13 protein-coding genes are annotated in these 16,597 nt (G+C 44.1%); 11 read left to right on the top strand and 2 right to left on the bottom strand.

Going from position 1 to position 16,597, the window contains the following annotated elements:
- The first annotated feature begins 42 nt into the window (after positions 1–42).
- From D8792_RS01245 to purH, 7 genes are read left to right on the top strand one after another with little or no spacing between them, the layout of a single operon-like run.
- Entirely contained in the window at positions 43–3,768 is a 3,726-nt protein-coding gene (locus D8792_RS01245) for a phosphoribosylformylglycinamidine synthase (protein ID WP_125372566.1), read from the top strand.
- Between the two features lie 53 nt (positions 3,769–3,821).
- A complete protein-coding gene (locus tag D8792_RS01240) occupies positions 3,822–4,931 on the top strand; it encodes a hypothetical protein (protein ID WP_125372565.1) in 1,110 nt (369 codons plus the stop codon).
- Between the two features lie 20 nt (positions 4,932–4,951).
- Positions 4,952–6,394 carry an amidophosphoribosyltransferase gene (purF, locus tag D8792_RS01235; protein WP_125372564.1) on the top strand — a complete coding sequence of 481 codons (1,443 nt, stop codon included), beginning with the start codon at positions 4,952–4,954 and terminating at the stop codon, positions 6,392–6,394.
- Between the two features lie 39 nt (positions 6,395–6,433).
- Positions 6,434–7,456, top strand: coding sequence for a phosphoribosylformylglycinamidine cyclo-ligase (gene purM / locus D8792_RS01230; protein ID WP_125372563.1), 1,023 nt, complete (start codon positions 6,434–6,436; stop codon positions 7,454–7,456).
- Positions 7,453–8,004, top strand: coding sequence for a phosphoribosylglycinamide formyltransferase (gene purN / locus D8792_RS01225; protein ID WP_125372562.1), 552 nt, complete (start codon positions 7,453–7,455; stop codon positions 8,002–8,004). Before purM ends, purN begins: the two co-directional genes overlap by 4 nt.
- Before the next feature lie 60 nt (positions 8,005–8,064).
- On the top strand, positions 8,065–8,772 hold the full coding sequence (locus D8792_RS01220) for a suppressor of fused domain protein (RefSeq protein ID WP_125372561.1): 708 nt from the start codon (positions 8,065–8,067) through the stop codon (positions 8,770–8,772).
- A gap of 41 nt (positions 8,773–8,813) precedes the next feature.
- Entirely contained in the window at positions 8,814–10,361 is a 1,548-nt protein-coding gene (purH, locus tag D8792_RS01215; protein WP_125372560.1) for a bifunctional phosphoribosylaminoimidazolecarboxamide formyltransferase/IMP cyclohydrolase, read from the top strand.
- Positions 10,362–10,480: 119 nt separating this feature from the next.
- On the opposite strand, the gene D8792_RS01210 is transcribed toward purH, so the two are convergent.
- Positions 10,481–10,780 (bottom strand): YbaB/EbfC family nucleoid-associated protein, encoded by a 300-nt coding sequence (locus tag D8792_RS01210; RefSeq protein WP_125372559.1) that lies wholly within the window; start codon positions 10,778–10,780, stop codon positions 10,481–10,483.
- Positions 10,781–10,949: 169 nt separating this feature from the next.
- Between D8792_RS01210 and D8792_RS01205 the strand changes: the two genes are divergently transcribed.
- Complete coding sequence (locus tag D8792_RS01205) at positions 10,950–11,363, top strand: glycosyltransferase (protein ID WP_185758377.1); 414 nt, start codon at positions 10,950–10,952, stop codon at positions 11,361–11,363.
- Between the two features lie 37 nt (positions 11,364–11,400).
- On the opposite strand, the gene D8792_RS01200 is transcribed toward D8792_RS01205, so the two are convergent.
- On the bottom strand, positions 11,401–13,692 hold the full coding sequence (locus D8792_RS01200; RefSeq protein ID WP_125372558.1) for a Xaa-Pro dipeptidyl-peptidase: 2,292 nt from the start codon (positions 13,690–13,692) through the stop codon (positions 11,401–11,403).
- A 102-nt stretch (positions 13,693–13,794) separates the two neighbouring features.
- On the opposite strand from D8792_RS01200, the gene gla reads away from it, so the two are divergent.
- The 3 genes from gla (at position 13,795) to D8792_RS01185 (ending at position 16,550) form a co-directional block, all read left to right on the top strand.
- Positions 13,795–14,691 (top strand): aquaglyceroporin Gla, encoded by an 897-nt coding sequence (gene gla, locus D8792_RS01195; RefSeq protein ID WP_125372557.1) that lies wholly within the window; start codon positions 13,795–13,797, stop codon positions 14,689–14,691.
- Positions 14,692–14,883: 192 nt separating this feature from the next.
- Positions 14,884–15,621 carry a CppA N-terminal domain-containing protein gene (locus tag D8792_RS01190; RefSeq protein ID WP_125372556.1) on the top strand — a complete coding sequence of 246 codons (738 nt, stop codon included), beginning with the start codon at positions 14,884–14,886 and terminating at the stop codon, positions 15,619–15,621.
- Positions 15,618–16,550 (top strand): serine hydrolase domain-containing protein, encoded by a 933-nt coding sequence (locus D8792_RS01185; protein WP_125372555.1) that lies wholly within the window; start codon positions 15,618–15,620, stop codon positions 16,548–16,550. Before D8792_RS01190 ends, D8792_RS01185 begins: the two co-directional genes overlap by 4 nt.
- The last annotated feature ends 47 nt before the right edge of the window (positions 16,551–16,597 follow it).

Raw genomic sequence — 16,597 nt, 5'->3', positions numbered from 1 at the left:
TTTGGGAATATTGCAAGAGCTGAAATAAAGGGATAAGAATTAATGGATAAACGTATTTTTGTTGAAAAAAAGGCTGATTTTCAGGTCAAATCAGAGAGTTTGGTGAGAGAACTCCAACATAACTTGGGACTGTCAACTTTGAAAAGTATTCGCATTGTGCAAGTGTATGATGTCTTTGATTTGGCAGAGGATTTGTTTGCGCCTGCAGAGAAACACATCTTCTCTGAGCAGGTGACAGACCATGTCTTGGATGAAGCGGCTGTGCAGGCGGATCTTGCCAACTATGCTTTCTTTGCCATTGAAAGTTTGCCAGGACAGTTTGACCAGCGCGCAGCTTCTTCACAGGAAGCCTTACTTTTGCTAGGAAGTTCTAGTGACGTGATGGTCAATACAGCCCAACTTTACTTGGTTAATAAAGATATTGATGCGACTGAGTTGGAAGCGGTCAAAAACTATTTGCTCAATCCAGTGGACTCTCGTTTCAAGGATATCACGACTGGAATTGCCAAGCAGGAATTTTCAGAGTCAGACAAGACCATTCCTAAATTGACTTTCTTTGAAAGCTATACGGCAGAAGACTTTGCACGTTACAAGGCCGAACAAGGGACGGCCATGGAAGTGGACGATTTGCTCTTTATCCAAGACTATTTCAAGTCAATTGGGCGCGTGCCGACGGAAACTGAGCTCAAGGTTTTGGACACTTACTGGTCTGACCACTGCCGTCACACGACTTTTGAGACAGAGTTGAAACAGATTGATTTCTCAGCTTCTAAATTCCAAAAGCAATTGCAGGCGACTTATGACAAGTATATTGCCATGCGTGAAGAGTTGGGGCGTTCGGAGAAACCGCAAACCTTGATGGATATGGCAACTATTTTTGGTCGTTATGAGCGTGCCAATGGGCGTTTGGATGATATGGAGGTGTCAGACGAGATCAATGCCTGCTCGGTCGAAATTGAAGTAGACGTTGATGGTGTCAAGGAACCTTGGCTCCTCATGTTCAAGAACGAAACCCACAACCATCCAACGGAAATCGAACCATTTGGTGGAGCGGCTACTTGTATTGGTGGTGCCATTCGTGACCCATTGTCAGGCCGTTCATACGTTTACCAAGCTATGCGTATCTCAGGTGCTGGTGACATTACAGCACCGATTTCAGAAACTCGCGCTGGTAAATTGCCACAACAAGTCATTTCTAAGACAGCGGCTCATGGTTATTCTTCCTACGGAAACCAGATTGGGCTTGCGACGACCTACGTTCGTGAGTATTTCCACCCAGGCTTTGTAGCTAAACGCATGGAGTTAGGTGCCGTTGTTGGTGCGGCTCCCAAGGGCAACGTTGTCCGTGAAAAACCGGAAGCAGGCGATGTGATCATTCTTCTTGGTGGTAAGACAGGCCGTGATGGTGTCGGTGGTGCGACAGGGTCTTCTAAGGTTCAAACGGTTGAGTCTGTGGAGACTGCTGGTGCTGAGGTTCAAAAAGGGAATGCCATCGAAGAGCGTAAGATCCAACGTCTTTTCCGTAATGGCGCTGTCACTCGTCTCATCAAGAAGTCCAATGACTTTGGAGCTGGTGGTGTTTGTGTGGCTATCGGTGAATTGGCAGATGGTCTTGAAATCGACCTTAACAAAGTGCCTCTTAAATACCGAGGATTGAACGGTACAGAAATTGCCATCTCTGAATCGCAAGAACGGATGGCAGTCGTGGTTCGTCCTGAGGACGTAGATGTCTTCGTTGCTGAATGTAACAAGGAAAATATTGATGCTGTTGTTGTGGCAACAGTGACTGAAAAACCAAATCTAGTCATGCACTGGAATGGTGAAACGATTGTCGACTTGGAACGCCGTTTCCTTGATACTAACGGTGTGCGTGTGGTCGTTGATGCCAAGGTTGTAGACAAGGATGTCGAACTTCCAGAAGAACGTCAAACATCTGCTAACACACTTGAAGCAGATACCCTTGCGGTCTTGTCTGACCTCAACCATGCGAGTCAAAAAGGCTTGCAAACCATCTTTGATTGCTCTGTTGGTCGTTCAACGGTCAATCACCCACTTGGTGGTCGCTACCAACTCACACTAACTGAGGCTTCTGTGCAGAAATTACCAGTTCAACACGGTGTGACTCACACTGCGTCAGTCATGGCCCAAGGATTCAATCCTTACGTGGCAGAATGGTCTCCATACCACGGTGCTGCTTATGCGGTTATCGAAGCAACTGCTCGTTTGGTTGCTACTGGTGCCAACTGGTCCAAGTCTCGCTTCTCTTACCAAGAATATTTCGAGCGTATGGACAAACAAGCTGAGCGTTTCGGTCGGCCAGTAGCCGCTCTTCTAGGCTCTATCGAAGCACAAATCCAACTTGGCTTGCCATCGATCGGTGGGAAAGACTCTATGTCTGGTACCTTTGAGGAATTAACCGTACCACCAACCTTGGTTGCCTTTGGGGTGACGACGGCAGATAGCCGTAAGGTGCTCTCTCCTGAGTTTAAGACTGCTGGTGAAAACATCTACTACATTCCAGGTCAAGCCCTCTCTGCAGAAATTAATTTTGAACTTATTAAGTCTAATTTTGCTCAGTTTGAAGCCATTCAAAAAGCTCATAAGGTGACGGCGGCTTCAGCTGTCAAATACGGTGGTGTGGTTGAAAGCTTGGCTCTTGCTACCTTTGGAAATCATATCGGTGTAGAGGTGACCTTGCCTGAACTTGAAAGTTCTTTGACAGCACAATTGGGTGGATTTGTCTTCACATCTCCTGAAGAAATCGTTGGAGTGGAGAAGATTGGACAAACAAGCGCAGACTTTGCTCTCCTTGTCAACGGCGTGAAGCTAGATGGACACAAGCTTGACAGTGCTTTCCAAGGAAAACTGGAAGAAGTCTATCCAACTGAATTTGCCCAAGCGAAAGAACTGGCAGAAGTGCCAGCTGTCGCTTCTGACGCAGTCATCAAAGCGAAGGAAACTATTGAAAAACCTGTGGTTTACATCCCGGTCTTCCCAGGAACCAACTCAGAATATGACTCAGCTAAGGCCTTCGAAAAAGAAGGTGCAGAGGTCAACTTGGTGCCATTTGTGACCTTGAATGAAGAAGCCATTGTTAAGTCAGTTGAAACCATGGTTGACAACATTGGTAAGGCTAACATCCTTTTCTTCGCAGGTGGATTCTCAGCTGCGGACGAGCCAGATGGTTCAGCTAAGTTTATCGTCAACATCCTGCTTAATGAAAAAGTGCGTGCAGCCATTGATAGCTTTATCGCTCGTGGTGGCTTGATTATCGGTATCTGTAATGGATTCCAGGCCTTGGTCAAATCAGGTCTTCTTCCATACGGTAACTTTGAGGATGCCAGCAGTACTAGCCCAACCCTCTTCTACAATGATGCCAACCAGCACGTGGCCAAGATGGTGGAAACTCGGATTGCCAATACCAACTCGCCATGGTTGGCTGGGGTGCAAGTGGGCGATATCCATGCCATTCCAGTATCACATGGTGAAGGGAAGTTTGTTGTGACGGCTGAGGAATTTGCGCAGCTTCGTGACAATGGTCAAATCTTTAGCCAATATGTTGACTTTGACGGCAAACCAAGCATGGATTCTAAATACAATCCGAACGGTTCTGTCCATGCCATCGAAGGAATTACCAGCAAGAATGGCCAGATTATCGGTAAAATGGGGCACTCAGAACGTTATGAAGACGGTCTCTTCCAAAACATCCCAGGAAATAAAGACCAGCACCTATTTGCGTCAGCGGTACAATACTTTACTGGGAAGTAAGACTAGAGATGACTGAGGCGATTGGTATGCTTTGAGAAGTAAAATGAAAGTTAGTGAAGTATTTGAATAAATTAATTGATATTCCTGATGTTGAAAAAAAGATTCAATTGAAAAAATCATTATCTAGAAAGATGAAAGTAATGAAGGAGGACTTAAAGCCAGGAAAGTGTTTGCTTTGTGATAAAGATACCACAAGTTTCTGCAACTCTCACACCATTCCACAGTTATCGTTAAAAAATATTTCTGATTCTGGCATGTTGACTCAAGCTGGTTATTTAATAGGGAGCGATCTGTCAGATAATGATAGGGGAGTGAGTAATTCGGGAACGATACAAATTATCTGTCGTAAATGCGACTCATTCTATTTTCAGGAATATGAAAATGAAATGAATCTCACGTCTTATCCTAGCGATAAAATGTTGTCACAAATTGCATTGAAAAATTTCCTTTTAGAACTAGTTAGAAGGAGGGAGGAAAAATATCATTTTGAAAAGTTAATGTCTGATAATACGAGCAATAAAGCTTTATACTTAAGAATACCTGAGATTTCTAGTAAAACATTAGAAAATACATCTCAAAAAATAAAGGATCTTCATAATTCTTTTGATTATGATATTGAAGATTTTCAAAATGAAATTTTACTCCATAAAACTGCTATTGAAGATAATCATAAAGGAACGGGAGCGTATCAAATTATTTTTCATGAGGTACTCCCATATAAGACACCGATAGCGTTTCAAGGTTCATTAACTTTGATTAGAGATATGTGTGGATATCCAGTGAATGATACGAGTAACCATTCAAAAAATAATCGTATTCAGAAGTTGCATCTGGCTATTTTACCATTAAAAGAAAAGACAATGGTGCTAGCTTTTTATCATAAAAGGGATAGGAAATATAAATCTCTAAAAAGTCAATTTAATAGTACCCCTCGATTGAAGAAACTGGAATTTCTTAATTATTTAATATTTGCTTATGCTGAAAACTATTACTTTAGCCCAAAAATTAAAGAAAAAATTAGAACAAATGAGAAGCTGGTGTTACTTAGTCAAGAACTTTTCGGTAAACCTACTTTGGGCCAGTATGTAGGAGTTGATAGTTATAAGAGAGTCGAGCCAGACGAAATTCCTAATTTTCTTTTAGAAGAGTGGGCTATAATATAAATATAATATAGGTATATAAAATGACATACGAAGTAAAATCTCTTAATGAAGAATGTGGTGTTTTCGGTATTTGGGGACATCCAGATGCTGCTAAAATGACCTATTTTGGGCTCCACAGTCTTCAGCACCGTGGTCAGGAGGGGGCTGGAATCCTCTCCAATGATCAGGGGCAATTGAAGCGCCATCGTGATATGGGGCTTCTATCAGAAGTTTTCAAAAATCCTACCAAATTGGACAAACTGACGGGGACTAGCGCGATTGGACATGTGCGCTATGCGACCGCAGGAGAAGCTTCTGTAGACAACATCCAGCCTTTCATTTTTCGCTTTCATGATATGCAGTTCGGGCTGGCTCATAATGGGAACCTGACAAACGCATCGTCGCTCAAGAAAGAATTGGAACAAAGAGGTGCTATCTTCAGTTCAACTTCGGACTCGGAAATCTTAGCTCACCTCATTCGTCGTAGTCACAATCCAAGTTTGATGGGCAAAATCAAGGAGGCACTCAGTCTCGTCAAAGGTGGCTTTGCTTATATCTTGCTGTTTGAGGATAAGTTGATTGCGGCGCTTGACCCTAATGGCTTCCGGCCGCTTTCTATCGGAAAAATGGCAAACGGAGCGGTGGTCGTTTCCTCTGAAACTTGCGCTTTTGAAGTCATTGGTGCCGAGTGGATTCGTGATGTGAAACCAGGAGAGATTGTCATTATTGATGATAAGGGTATCCAGTATGATAGTTATACGAATGATACTCAGCTCGCGATTTGCTCTATGGAGTATATCTACTTTGCCCGTCCTGACTCTAATATACATGGTGTCAATGTCCATACGGCACGGAAACGTATGGGAGCTCAATTGGCACGTGAATTTAAGCATGCGGCGGATATCGTGGTCGGTGTGCCGAATTCCTCGCTCAGCGCAGCCATGGGATTTGCAGAAGAATCTGGTCTGCCAAATGAAATGGGTCTGATCAAAAACCAATACACGCAACGCACCTTTATCCAACCGACTCAAGAATTGCGGGAGCAAGGGGTACGGATGAAACTGTCTGCTGTTTCGGGTGTTGTCAAAGGCAAACGTGTGGTCATGATTGATGATTCCATTGTCCGCGGGACGACCTCTCGCCGTATCGTTCAGCTTTTGAAAGAAGCAGGGGCGACGGAGGTTCACGTTGCTATTGGTAGTCCTGCGCTAGCTTATCCATGCTTCTATGGGATTGATATCCAGACCCGTCAGGAGCTGATTGCGGCCAATCATACGGTCGAAGAAACCTGCCAAATCATTGGCGCAGATAGTCTGACCTATCTTTCGATTGATGGCTTGATTAACTCTATCGGGATTGAAACAGATGCGCCGAATGGTGGTCTCTGTGTTGCTTACTTTGACGGCGACTATCCAACACCTCTTTACGACTATGAAGAAGAATACCGTAGAAGTTTGGAAGAAAAGACCAGTTTCTATAAATAGGCGGAAGACGATTCTCCATTAAAGAAAAGGAATGAACAAATGACAAATAAAAATGCTTATGCGCAATCTGGTGTGGATGTTGAAGCGGGTTATGAAGTTGTTGAACGGATCAAAAAGCACGTGGCTCGTACGGAGCGTGCAGGTGTTATGGGGGCTCTAGGTGGTTTTGGTGGTATGTTTGATCTATCTAAAACAGATGTCCAGGAGCCAGTATTGATTTCTGGTACGGACGGAGTTGGTACTAAACTGATGTTGGCGATCCAATATGACAAGCATGATACCATTGGGCAGGACTGTGTAGCCATGTGTGTCAACGACATCATCGCTGCAGGTGCGGAACCTCTCTATTTCCTCGACTACGTAGCAACTGGGAAGAATGAACCAGCTAAACTAGAACAAGTCGTCGCTGGTGTAGCAGAAGGTTGTGTGCAGGCTGGTGCTGCCCTCATCGGTGGGGAGACGGCTGAAATGCCTGGTATGTACGGTGAAGATGACTATGACTTGGCTGGTTTTGCGGTCGGTGTAGCAGAAAAATCTCAGATTATCGATGGCTCAAAAGTGGATGAAGGTGATATTCTTCTCGGACTTGCTTCAAGTGGGATCCACTCAAATGGTTACTCTCTTGTCCGTCGTGTCTTTGCAGACTATACAGGTGAGGAAGTCTTGCCAGAATTGGAAGGCAAGAAACTCAAGGAAGTCCTTCTTGAGCCGACTCGCATCTATGTCAAGGCTGTCTTGCCACTCATCAAGGAAGGCTTGGTTAACGGTATTGCACACATCACAGGTGGGGGCTTTATCGAAAATGTCCCTCGTATGTTTGCAGATGACCTAGCTGCGGAAATTGAAGAAGACAAAGTCCCAGTGCTTCCGATTTTCAAAGCTCTTGAAAAATACGGTGAAATCAAGCATGAGGAAATGTTTGAAATCTTCAATATGGGTGTGGGACTCATGCTGGCAGTCAACCCTGAAAATGTAGACCGTATCAAGGAATTACTGGATGAGCCAGTCTATGAAATTGGTCGCATCGTCAAGAAAGAAAACGAAAGTGTCATCATCAAATGAAAAAAATAGCGGTTTTTGCCTCTGGTAATGGCTCAAATTTTCAGGTGATTGCGGAAGAATTTCCAGTGGAGTTTGTTTTTTCAGACCATCGTGACGCCTATGTGCTGGAACGTGCAGACAAGCTCGGCATCCTGTCCTATGCTTTTGAACTCAAGGAGTTTGAGAACAAGGCAGACTATGAAGCAGCCCTTGTCGAACTCTTGGAAGAACACCAGATTGACTTGGTTTGTCTAGCAGGCTATATGAAAATCGTTGGGCCAACCTTATTGGCAGCTTATGAAGGCCGAATCATCAACATTCATCCAGCCTATCTGCCAGAATTTCCAGGTGCTCATGGGATTGAGGATGCTTGGAATGCTGGCGTTGCTGAGAGCGGTGTTACTATTCACTGGGTAGACTCGGGTGTGGACACAGGTAAGGTTATCAAGCAGGTGCGCGTGCCGCGGATGGCTGATAATACCATTGACAGCTTTGAAGCTCGCATTCATGAAGCGGAGTACAAGTTGTATCCAGAGGTGTTGGATAGTTTGGGAGTTGCACGAAAATAAGAAGGGAATCATAGATGATTTTGTGGCAAGGATTAAAAGCCATCTGCTAAGGAGAAATTTATGGGTTTGTTTGATTTCTTTAAGAAAAAACCTTCTAGCGAAGAGACGCCGACTAAAGATAAGGACAAGATTGTTATTAAAGTTGAAAATACAGATGATAGTGCTCCAGGATGGGAAGCGATTGATGCAGAATTTAATCGTTTATACCCTGATCAGCCTAATCCTCTTCATTATGGAACAGTTATCAAGTATATGCTAGGCGGTCCAGATCCACTTGATGGCATCAGTGTTTACGATGCAGGAGATTTTTGGCATTTTGTGAGTTATGGCTTGTCGGAATTATATACAAAGGAAAGCTCAGATCCAGAATACAGTGGTTATGGGATTGAATTAACGTTTAAGTTAAAGAAATCAGATAATGACGAAGAAGAAATTAAAAATGGCTGTGGTTTGCTACAGTATGTGGCAAGATATATTTTTAAAACGGGTAAAGTGGTTTTGCCAGAAGAATACATCTATACCAAGCAAACGGTAGGAATTGATGCCCAACAGAAATCTAATTTGACAGGCTTCTTGACTGCTGCTGATGATTTAGCTAAGCCTCTAGATACTCCGCATGGAAAAGTGGAATTTGTAACCTTAATTGGTGCAACAGACGCCGAACTGCGAAGTATTTATGAAAGTGAGACAAGTAAGCTGGAGGTTAGGAAATTGTTGAAAGAACTTGGAGATCAGATTACAGATTATAATCGCCAGTCTTTGATTTAAATGATGTGAAAGCACCTCTTGATACAATGAAAGGAAAAAACATGACTAAACGCGCCTTAATCAGCGTCTCAGACAAAGCGGGCATTGTTGAATTTGCCCAAGAACTCAAAAAACTTGGTTGGGAGATTATCTCGACAGGTGGGACAAAGGTTACCCTTGATAATGCTGGGGTAGAGACCATTGCAATCGATGATGTGACTGGTTTCCCAGAAATGATGGACGGTCGTGTCAAGACCCTTCATCCAAATATCCACGGTGGGCTCCTCGCTCGTCGTGACTTGGCTAGCCACTTAGAGGCTGCTAAGGATAATCAGATTGAGCTCATCGACCTTGTTGTAGTAAATCTCTATCCTTTCAAGGAAACGATTCTCAAACCAGACGTGATCTATGCTGACGCAGTTGAAAATATCGATATCGGTGGGCCTTCTATGCTTCGTTCAGCAGCGAAGAACCACGCCAGCGTGACGGTTGTGGTAGACCCTGCTGACTATGCAGTGGTTTTGGACGAGTTGTCAGCCGATGGTGAAACGACTTACGAAACGCGTCAACGTTTGGCAGCCAAGGTTTTCCGTCACACTGCGGCTTATGATGCCTTGATTGCAGAATACTTCACAGCTCAAGTGGGGGAAAGTAAACCTGAGAAGCTCACTTTGACCTACGACCTCAAACAAGCCATGCGTTATGGGGAAAATCCTCAGCAGGATGCGGACTTCTACCAAAAAGCTTTGCCGACTGCCTACTCGATTGCATCAGCAAAACAGCTCAACGGTAAGGAATTGTCCTTCAACAATATCCGTGATGCGGATGCGGCCATTCGTATTATTCGTGATTTCAAAGACCGTCCGACTGTTGTAGCTCTCAAACATATGAATCCATGTGGGATTGGTCAAGCTGACGATATCGAAACGGCTTGGGATTACGCTTATGAGTCTGATCCAGTGTCAATTTTTGGTGGGATTGTCGTTCTCAACCGTGAAGTGGATGCTGCGACAGCTGAGAAGATGCACGGTGTCTTCCTTGAAATCATCATCGCACCGAGCTATACAGATGAAGCGCTAGCCATTTTGACCAACAAAAAGAAAAACTTGCGTATCCTTGCCTTGCCATTTGACGCTCAAGAAGCCAGTGAAGTGGAAGCTGAGTACACAGGCGTGGTCGGTGGACTCCTCGTGCAAAACCAAGACGTGGTCAAGGAAAGCCCAGCTGACTGGCAAGTGGTGACCAAACGCCAACCAACTGAGACAGAGGCAACGGCTCTTGAATTTGCTTGGAAGGCTATCAAGTACGTCAAATCAAACGGTATCATCGTGACCAACGACCACATGACACTTGGTGTTGGCCCTGGTCAAACCAACCGTGTGGCTTCTGTCCGCATCGCCATTGACCAAGCTAAAGATCGTCTTGACGGCGCTGTGCTCGCTTCCGATGCCTTCTTCCCATTTGCGGATAACGTGGAAGAAATCGCCAAAGCAGGAATCAAGGCTATCATCCAGCCTGGAGGATCCGTCCGTGACAATGAGTCTATCGAAGCTGCGGACAAATATGGTTTGACTATGGTCTTCACAGGCGTGAGACATTTTAGACATTAATAAGATTCATATTGGAGAAAATGCTGAGACCTTTTCTCCAATTTTTTGCGCAAAAAAACTCCCGAAAGGATGAATGAACCATCTTTTTGGGAGTTGATTGTTATAGGGGCTTAACAGAATTAGAAAGAAAGTCCACTTTGGAAAGCACTGAGTTTTTGTTTAGCTACTTCGTTGATTTGATCGATAGCAGCATTGATAGCTTGGCTAGTCAAATCAGATAGAGTTTCAATATCTTCTGGGTCTACGATAGCAGGCTGAAAGTCAATTTTGACAACCTTTTTGTCACCAGTAAGAGTTGCTACAACTAGATCTTGGCTAGATTTTCCAACAAATTCAGTTGCGGCTAATTCTGCTTGAGCAATGTCCATATCTTTTTTAAGTTTTTGGGCTTGCTTCATCATGTTTTGCATATTCATCATAAGATTTTCTTTCCTTTCTCTCGCAAGGGCTGAGTCCCTTAGTAATCTTCACTCTTCAATTATATCATTTTTTGGGAAAGTGGCAAGGAGAACATTTCTAGAAGGTTTGACAAAGATTTAGCATTTATAGTAGTATAGTCATGAAACTATATACCGAGGAGAAGATAACTTGAAAAATAAGAAGATAAAAGGTTTGCTGTTGGTAGTGCTCTCATCCCTCTTCATCCTAATCGGCTGTAGTGGTAGCCCTAAAATTCAGGGGAAATGGAATGTTCAGGATGCTAGAGGTGAGCAAACGACCATTGAAATAAAAGACAAGACCATCGTTGTCAACGAAGAAGAATATAAGTATACTCAAAATGCTGTTGGTTTTAAAAATGGGGTGAGTTATTATGGCCTGACTCGGAAAGATAATGGCAAAATATTTTCTATCGTCTTTCCTGAGAAAGATAAAAATGTTGCTATTATGCTAATTCCTGATTCAGACGAGGATTATCTCACAGGTAGTATGCTCTTTGCTATGAACCGCAAGGAAAAGCCAGATTATAAAAAATATGCAGAAAAATATTTCAATCTAAAATAAGAGAAAAAGGCGCCGAAAAATCAGCGTCTTTTAGGTTTTATGACAGTGATGCCATGGTCGGCAAGTCTAGACTAGATTGCCCTAAATCTACCGTCAACTGATAATCGGTCTTATCACGGACGGTGTGTTCGAAGTCAGTGGTGTAGAGGACGAGGCGGAGTTGGTCGCCTTTTTTCATCTTGTAGATAGTTGGCTGTAACTCAAAGCTACATTCCATCCATTGGTCAGGAGTAACTTCTTCGACCGTCAGCAAATCTGTCCGATTTTGCAGGTTGAGGAAGCCTTTGGTGATGACACGGTGTGGCGTTTCAGCAAAAGGTAACTCCAGCAGATTGTCCAGTATATAGTAGCGGCCATTGTCCATGACTCGAGGCTCAAGCGGTGTCGGAATTAGTGTGAGGCGTTTGGCTGGTCCAAAGTCCAGTAACTGGGCGGAAATCAGCCCCTTGTCCGTGCTGGATTTAAGGCGCAGTTTGAGCTGGGTAGCTCCGTTGAGGAAGAGGTCCTCTTCCAAAGTCCAATCCAGAGTAATCTGGTTGACCTTGCCATCGAAGAGTTCGTTTTTAAAGCTTTGGTAGTTTTTGGCAAAACGGTTATAATCTTCTTCTGGGTATTGATTTTGGATAGATTGGCAGTCTTGGCCTAGTTGGAGCTGAAGTTTCTGCTCTTGTCCACCGAAGTCTTCCAAGGTCAGCCAACTTTGAGCTTGACTGTTGTCCTGCCAGATGACTGGCGGCAGTTCGAAGTCTGAAGCATGGCCTAGCAGTTTCTTGCTGAGGAGGGCGTTCATGGCTTCGCGGAAGTCAATGGACTGCCAGTTGTTCATGTAAACATGGGCACCGTTATGGAAAAAGAGGTGTTTTTTGATGTGAGCTGGCAGAGCTCGGAACATATTATAGACATGAAGGGGCTTGACATTCCAGTCCTGAGAACCATGTGTGAAGACGACTTCGGCCTTGACCTTATCTGCATGGAGCAGGTAGTTGCGATCATGCCAAAATTGATTGTAATCCCCGGTTTGTCGATCTAAGTCTTTGCGCTGTTGTTCTAGACTTTGTTGATAAGCATCATTATGACGCAGGTAGTCACCAGCCCTCAGATTGCGGGAGTAAGTCAATTCGGTCAGGGATTCAAAATCCTCTCCTGGATAGCCGCCAGGACTAGTGACGAGACCGTTTTCGCGGTAGTAGTTGTACCAAGAAGAAATCCCAGCTTCGGCGATAATGACTTCCAGCCCATCTACGCCAGTCGTTGCCAGCCCGTTGGACATGGTGCCCAGATAGGAGATACCGGTCGTAGCCACTTTTCCGTTGGACCAGGTGGCCTTGATTTCCCGCTGGCGAGTGTGGTCGGTGAAGGCTCGGCAGCGGCCGTTGAGCCAATCAATAACGTTCTTATAAGCCTCGATCTGCTGATAGTCTCCGCTGGTCATCAGTCCTTCAGAGTCTTTAGTTCCTACACCAGACACATAGAGATTAGCAAAACCGCGGGGCAGCAAGTAGTCATTGAGGGTGTAGGTGCCGATATGACCCAATTTTTCCTCAGCTTCAGAGACTTCTTGAGCTGGAGCTGGCGAATCCAACTGGAGCAATTTAAGCTCAGGGTCTTGGACTGTGATGTGATGTGGCTCTTTTTTTACTAAGTCCACATTCATATTATGGAGAGCCTTATCGCTGGCTGGGTCGTTGGTTCCCTGATGATAAGGAGAAGCGGTCATGACAGCAGGGATTTTCCCTTGGTAACGAGGGCGGATAATGCTGACCTTGACTAGATCTGGCAGGCCGTCTCCATCAGTATCAACTCGGCTTTCCACATAAACCACCTCGCGGATGGCATCGTAGCTGGCAAAAGTTGCCAAGCTCTTGCCGTTGAAGTAGTGGTAGGCATTTTCCTCAGGAATCAATCCCTCGCTGACCAGCTTATCAACCAGCAAATTGCCATTTTTTGTTCGAGTGTTGAGCAGCTGGTAGAGGTTTTCTAGCAGATCGCCATAAACGATAGGGAAGTTGCTTTCTGTTCGGAATTTCTCAAGATCGGTGAAATCAACAAAAGGCACAAAATCTAAGAGCTGAAAGGCGGTCATGTAGAAGACCTCAGCTGTCAGTTCACGGTCTGACTCGAAGAAGGTCAACAAGTCAGTTTCGCTATCATCGGCCCAAGCTCGAAGTAAGTAGTCGGTATCCTGATAGAGAAAGAAACAGCGTCCTAGAAAGTTTTGGAGATTGTCTTTGTCAGAAAGGTGTGGCTCATAAACAAAGCCCAAGTCAGCTAATTCTTGGCGCATGGTGTCTGGATTTGTCTTGTGATAACTATACTGATTGAAGCGCATATTTTTCCCTCTTTTTCTTATTTTTGTTTAAAATGACCTTTACATTATCCATTATACTTGATAAAATATAGATTGTCTAAAAAATTTTAAAGGAGAAATTAGATGGATTTCAGTTGGGCTATTAAATATGCCACGGAATTTTTAGGAACAGCCATCCTTATCATTTTGGGGAATGGTGCTGTTGCCAATGTTGAATTAAAAGGAACTAAAGGTCATCAAAGTGGCTGGTTAGTCATTGCCGTTGGTTACGGTATGGGGGTTATGATTCCAGCTCTGATGTTTGGAAATACCTCAGGTAACCACATCAACCCTGCCTTCACTTTAGGACTTGCGATTAGCGGTTACTTCCCATGGGCTCAGGTAGCTCCTTATATTATTGCTCAAGTTTTGGGTGCTATCTTCGGACAGGCTTTGGTCGTAGCGACACATCGCCCTTACTACTTGAAAACAGAAAATCCAAACAATATCTTGGGTACTTTCTCAACCATTTCAAGTCTAGATCATGGAACACCTGAATCTCGTAAAGCAGCAACAATCAATGGTTTTATCAATGAGTTTGTTGGTTCATTTGTTCTTTTCTTTGCAGCGATGGGCATGACTAAACTTCACTTCGGTGCGGAATTGAAGGTTCTTATTGAGAAGAATGTACAACAACAAGCTCTTCAAGCAGCTCAAGCTGGTCAAAAAGTAGCAGAATCGGATGTTCAAAGTCTGATTCATAATACATTTGCACAAGCAACAAATGGATCATCTGCTGTTGCTCACTTGGCACTTGGTTTCCTTGTGATGGCCTTGGTAACTTCACTTGGAGGCCCAACTGGACCAGGTCTTAACCCAGCCCGTGACCTCGGACCTCGTATCTTGCACTTTATCTTGCCAAAATCAATCCTTGGTGAACACAAGGGTGATTCAAAATGGTGGTATTCTTGGGTACCAGTTGTGGCACCAATTCTTGCAGGTATCACAGCAGTAGCTTTGTTTAAAGCAATTTACGGATAATATCTATCGAAAGACTGAGAGCAATCTCGGTCTTTTTTGTCAGCCTTTGAGTAGCGGGGGATTACCATTTATTTTATACTTTTTGACTTGTTTGATTAGGATAGTGGAAATGTTCTGAAAATTGTTGGTTTGCGCATAATTTCTTGTAAAAAAAATGAAAATCTATTACAATAAAATAGTTTGGAGGAAGTTATGAGTGTAAATCATGTTGCAAGAATCGTTCCAGTAATAAAAGTAAATAATCGGAACCTAAATCAAGATTTCTATAGTAAAACCTTGGGGATGAAATCTCTGTTGGAAGAAGGAGCCCAGTTGTCTTTGGGCGATCAAACCAGAACAGAAAGATTGATTTTAGAAGAATCTCCAAGCATGCGCTCTCGTCGAGTTAAAGGAGCAAAGAAATTGGCTCGCTTAGTGATCAAGGTGGCAAAAGCGGCAGAAATTGAGGCTTTGCTGGCTCGAGGGATTGAAATTGACAGTTTATATCGTGGGGAGAAAGGATATGCTTTTGAAGCGACTTCCCCAGAAGGCGATCGCATTTTGCTCCATGCGGAAGAGAAGGTGACTTGTCTGCAACCAGTCCAAGAAACTCCTGCATTTGAAGTGCAGGATGATTTTATCGGCTTGAGTCAATTTGATGTGGAAAAGATTGAACTTCGTGCTCCAGATTTACAGGCTATCAAGGCTTTCTATCAGTCAGTGAGCAATGTCTTGGATTTCCTAGATGTGCAGGAAGCCCAAGGAGAAGACTTGACAGCTGATAATACGAAAACTTGGGATTTGGCTATGCTCAAATGTTTGGTGACAGACTTTGATGTGGAAAAATTGTCATCGGTTTTTGCGACACAGGAGTTTTTTGTACCTAAATCTAAAAAATTCTTAGTCAGCCAAGACCAAAGTAATATTGAACTATGGTTTGAGCAACTATGACCCAGCGGATTTTAGAAAAGGTAGATCAGCAGCTTGCTGCGGGGCTTTATCCTGGGGCTAGTTTGTCTCTTTATCGTGATGGACACTGGCAGAATTTCTATCTGGGCTTGGCAGACCCGGCCAATCAATCAGCAACGCGAGCCGGTTTGGTTTATGATCTGGCCAGTGTCAGTAAGGTGGTTGGCGTAGGAACCTTGGTGGCATTTTTGTTTCAGACTGGTGACTTGGATATAGATGCGCCTTTGCGGCAATACTATCCAGCCTTTCATGATGATCGGGTGACCCTGCGCCAGCTTTTGACCCATACTTCTGGGCTCGATCCCTTTATTCCCAATCGGGATAGGCTCGATGCTCAAGAATTAAAGGCGGCTCTCAACGGTTTGACAGTGCGGGATGACAAAACCTTCCATTATACAGATGTTAATTTTCTCCTGCTGGGCTTTATGCTGGAGGAGATCTATGGGGAGGATTTGGACAAGTTATTTGAAGAAAAGATTTTTCAGCCTTGGGCGATGCGGAAAACTAGCTTTGGACCAGTAGCTTCTGCGGTTCCGACTGTTGGTGGTGTTAAAGCGGGTGTGGTTCATGATCCCAAAGCGCGTGTCTTAGGCCAGCATGCTGGGAGTGCCGGGCTTTTTTCAACACTTGAGGATTTGCAGATCTTTTTAGAGCATTATTTGCAGGATGAATTTGCAGAGAAATTGAGCCAAAACTTTGCTTCAGAGTCCGGCAAGACACGCAGTCTAGCTTGGAATTTGGAGGGAGAATGGCTGGATCATACTGGCTATACGGGTACTTTTATCATGTACAATCGGGCGAAGCAGAAAGCTGCAATCTTTCTGTCCAATCGCACCTATGAAAAGGATGAACGTGCCCAGTGGATTTTAGACCGCAATGAACTGATGGATCTAATCAGAAGAGAGTGGTAGCCTCCTCCCTACCGAAGCCAAAGGCCCGTCACTGATGATAAAATAGG

It is taken from the genome of Streptococcus cristatus, assembly GCF_003943505.1.
Classification (GTDB): domain Bacteria; phylum Bacillota; class Bacilli; order Lactobacillales; family Streptococcaceae; genus Streptococcus; species Streptococcus cristatus_E.
The sequence above is the reverse complement of the archived record's forward strand: the minus strand, read 5'-3'. Positions and strand labels throughout refer to the sequence as shown.

Coding starts and splice junctions, on each gene's coding strand:
- purH (WP_125372560.1), top strand. CDS start 8,814: ATGACTAAACGCGCCTTAATCAGCGTCTCAGACAAAGCGGGCATTGTT.
- D8792_RS01210 (WP_125372559.1), bottom strand. CDS start 10,780: ATGATGAATATGCAAAACATGATGAAGCAAGCCCAAAAACTTAAAAAA.
- D8792_RS01190 (WP_125372556.1), top strand. CDS start 14,884: ATGAGTGTAAATCATGTTGCAAGAATCGTTCCAGTAATAAAAGTAAAT.
- D8792_RS01200 (WP_125372558.1), bottom strand. CDS start 13,692: ATGCGCTTCAATCAGTATAGTTATCACAAGACAAATCCAGACACCATG.
- D8792_RS01245 (WP_125372566.1), top strand. CDS start 43: ATGGATAAACGTATTTTTGTTGAAAAAAAGGCTGATTTTCAGGTCAAA.
- D8792_RS01185 (WP_125372555.1), top strand. CDS start 15,618: ATGACCCAGCGGATTTTAGAAAAGGTAGATCAGCAGCTTGCTGCGGGG.
- purF (WP_125372564.1), top strand. CDS start 4,952: ATGACATACGAAGTAAAATCTCTTAATGAAGAATGTGGTGTTTTCGGT.
- gla (WP_125372557.1), top strand. CDS start 13,795: ATGGATTTCAGTTGGGCTATTAAATATGCCACGGAATTTTTAGGAACA.
- purN (WP_125372562.1), top strand. CDS start 7,453: ATGAAAAAAATAGCGGTTTTTGCCTCTGGTAATGGCTCAAATTTTCAG.
- purM (WP_125372563.1), top strand. CDS start 6,434: ATGACAAATAAAAATGCTTATGCGCAATCTGGTGTGGATGTTGAAGCG.
- D8792_RS01220 (WP_125372561.1), top strand. CDS start 8,065: ATGGGTTTGTTTGATTTCTTTAAGAAAAAACCTTCTAGCGAAGAGACG.